Source organism: Roseovarius sp. (assembly GCF_018066915.1).
In the GTDB taxonomy this organism is placed as follows: domain Bacteria; phylum Pseudomonadota; class Alphaproteobacteria; order Rhodobacterales; family Rhodobacteraceae; genus Roseovarius.
This window is the reverse complement of the sequence record NZ_JAGPVV010000125.1, coordinates 1-3,057: the sequence shown is the minus strand read 5'-3', so window position 1 is coordinate 3,057 and position 3,057 is coordinate 1. Positions and strand designations below refer to the sequence as shown.

The following is a 3,057-nucleotide window of genomic DNA, read 5'->3' as shown; positions in this document are numbered from 1 at the left end:
GCCGTGGGCGGTGCCGCCATCGGTAATGCGCTGGACCGGCAAGAGGCGGAATTGCGCCCGCAACTCGACAGCGATGTGCGGATCGTCAATACCGGCGACCGCTTGATTCTGACCATGCCGCAAGACATCCTCTTCCCGGTGGACGGGGCCACCGTGGCCCCTGCCCTGCGTGATGACCTCTTCAAGGTCTCGCAGAGCCTTCAGGCCTACCCCAACACAACCGTTCAGGTCGTGGGCCATACCGACAGCGATGGCGATGCCGGATACAATCAGGGCCTGTCCGAACGGCGTGCAAACGCGGTCGCGGATGTTCTGGCCAGCGGCGGCGTGCCCTATGGCCGCATCCGTGCCTTTGGCCGCGGCGAGGATCAGCCGGTTGCCTCGAACCTCACAAGTCAGGGCAAGGCACAGAACCGCCGTGTCGAGATCGTGATCCTGCCGAATTCCTGACGGTTCCTGAAGAACGGAAGGGGGCTGACCGGGCTCGGTCAGCCCCTTTTCATTTGGTCTGGATGGACTCGAGATAGGCCATCAGCGCTGCAAGCGGGCGCGGCGTGGGCGTGAGCACACCATCACCGACATCGAGCGGCACGGTTTCCCCCTCGAGCAGCAGGCCGAATTCCGGCATCTCCTGCCCCGGAAGGCCCGTTCGGTCATAACCGTCGATCACCGACAGGACACGCGCGCGCGGGAATACGCCATCGCTCGAGAGTTGCGTCAAATCCGCCGGGCGCGGCGTAAGGTCCGTTGACCATGGCCCATCGCCCTTGCCCGAAGCCCCATGGCATTGGGCGCAGTTGGCGTCATAGATCGCCGCCCCCTCGCCCGCGTCGGGCATGGATTGGGTCGCTGCACAGGCAGCAACCCCTGCTGCGGTCAGAATTGCCAAGATACGCATCGCTCGCCCCTTTGTTTTCGCCAAGGGTAGCAAGAGCACCGAGGCCGCGCAACGGCCCTGATCAGGACAACTCGCCCGCCAGCCCCTTGTCGATCAACGCCACAGTTTCCGCCACGCCATAGAGGGCGATGAACCCGCCAAAGCGCGGCCCCTGCGAGGCCCCCAACAGAACCTCGTAAAGCGCCTTGAACCAGTCGCGCAGCGGATCGAACCGATCACGCCCCACCGCGTAGACAATGGATTGCAGCGCCTCATCCTCGGCCGGGCCGTCATAAGCGGCCAGTTGATCGCGCAGGTCCATCAGCGCCTCGCGCTCCAGATCGCTGGGCGCGCGGTAGACCTTCTCGGGGGCCACGAAATCCTCGTAATAGCGCACCGCATGGCCTGCGGCGGCATCAAGATCGGCATGGGTTTCCGGGCGCGCGTCCGGCGCATAGCGGCGGATAAAGCCCCAGAGCGTTTCCTTGTCCTTGGCAGCAGAGACCGAGGCGAGGTTGAGCAGCATCGAGAAGGGCACGACCATCCGGCTCTCGGGCACATTGCCGCCGTGGATATGCCAGACCGGATTGGCCAGTTGCTGCTCCAACGTCTGTTCGGGGAAGGCGCGCAATTGCTGGTGATACTCGTCCACCGCCTTGGGGATCACATCGAAATGCATCCGCTTGGCGGTCTTGGGTTTTTGATACATGAAATAGGACAGGCTCTCGGTGGCGGCATAGGTCAGCCACTGATCAATCGACACGCCATTCCCCGAGGATTTCGAGATCTTCTGCCCGCTCTCGTCGAGGAAGAGTTCATAGGTGAAATGCTCTGGCGCGGGCGCGCCCAGCGCGCGGCAGATGCCGTCGTAAATCGGCGTGTTGGTCGAGTGATCCTTGCCATACATCTCGAAATCCACGCCGAGTGCCGCCCAACGGGCACCAAAATCGGGCTTCCATTGCAGTTTCACATTGCCGCCCGTGACAGGCAGGGTCCATTCGCGCCCTGTCTCGTCGTCAAAGGTGATGGTGCCATCCTTGGCGTTCACCTCTTTCATCGGCACATAGAGCACGCGGCCCGTTTCGGGATGAATGGGCAGAAAGATCGAATAGGTCTGCTGCCGCTCTTCGCGCAGCGATTGCAGCATGATCTTCATGATCGCGTCATATCGTTCGGCGGCGCGCAAGAGCACGGCGTCGAATTGGCCAGACCGATAGAATTCGGTGGCAGAATAAAACTCATACTCGAACCCGAAGGTGTCGAGAAACCGCCGCAGCATGGCGTTGTTGTGGTGGCCAAAGCTCTCATGCGTGCCAAAGGGGTCCGGCACAGAGGTCAGCGGCTTTTGCAGATGCTCCATCAGCATCTCGCGGTCGGGCACATTGCCCGGCACCTTGCGCATGCCATCGAGATCGTCGGAAAAGCAGATGAGCCGGGTTGGAATATCGCTGATCACCTCAAAAGCGCGGCGGATCATTGTGGTGCGCAGCACCTCGCCAAAGGTGCCGATATGCGGCAGGCCAGAGGGGCCATAGCCCGTCTCAAAGAGCACATAGCCCTTCTCTGGCGGTGCCTTTTCATAGCGTTTGAGCACGCGGCGCGCCTCTTCAAAAGGCCAGGCTTTCGAATTCATCGCGGCGTCGCGCAGTTCGGACATCGGTCACACTCCAGGTTGCGCCCCGCCGAAATCCCGGCGCGGCATCTGCGCTTCCTATTGCCGGGGGGCGTGACAGTCAATATTCTGCACCGCAACATAGCCCCGCGCGAAAGGCCCGCACATGTCAGACCCGATGCCCCACCCGCTCACACCGCAGGATTGCCTTGTGGCGGTGATGATTGCCGTCTCGGCCTCGGATGAGGACATGCGCACCGCTGAACTCATCAAGATCGAGAGCACGGTAAACAACCTGCCGATCTTTGCCGATTACGATCTGGACCGGCTGCGGGTGATGTCGCAGACCGTGCTCGATCTCTTTACGGTGGAAGAGGGGCTTGATGCGCTCTTCGGCCTCGTGCGCGCCAATCTGCCCGAGCGTCTTTTTGAGACGGCCTATGCTCTCGCCTGTGATGTGGCGGCGGCGGATGGCACGCTGAACGAGCGGGAGTTGCGCCTGCTCGAGGAAATTCGCTACGAGCTCAACATCGACCGGCTGCATGCAGCCGCTATCGAGCGTGGCGCG

General features: G+C 62.1%; 4 protein-coding genes. 2 read left to right on the top strand and 2 right to left on the bottom strand.

The features are described 5' to 3' along the window. Window positions 1-450: OmpA family protein (locus tag KBT70_RS06850; RefSeq protein ID WP_296630257.1), on the top strand; the 450-nt coding region annotated here is incomplete at its 5' end. Window positions 451-499: 49 nt separating this feature from the next. On the opposite strand, the gene KBT70_RS06845 is transcribed toward KBT70_RS06850, so the two are convergent. Then, the gene (locus KBT70_RS06845) at window positions 500-898 is read right to left on the bottom strand and encodes a cytochrome c (RefSeq protein WP_296630255.1); all 399 of its coding nucleotides are present in this window, start codon (window positions 896-898) and stop codon (window positions 500-502) included. A 61-nt stretch (window positions 899-959) separates the two neighbouring features. Then, entirely contained in the window at window positions 960-2,534 is a 1,575-nt protein-coding gene (locus tag KBT70_RS06840) for a lysine--tRNA ligase (protein WP_296630252.1), read from the bottom strand. A gap of 121 nt (window positions 2,535-2,655) precedes the next feature. Here KBT70_RS06840 and KBT70_RS06835 point away from each other — a divergent pair. Next, window positions 2,656-3,057: tellurite resistance TerB family protein (locus tag KBT70_RS06835; RefSeq protein ID WP_296630249.1), on the top strand; the 402-nt coding region annotated here is incomplete at its 3' end.

Excerpts from the sequence above, each read along its gene's own strand:
- KBT70_RS06840 (WP_296630252.1), bottom strand. The coding sequence starts at position 2,534 with ATGTCCGAACTGCGCGACGCCGCGATGAATTCGAAAGCCTGGCCTTTT.
- KBT70_RS06845 (WP_296630255.1), bottom strand. The coding sequence starts at position 898 with ATGCGTATCTTGGCAATTCTGACCGCAGCAGGGGTTGCTGCCTGTGCA.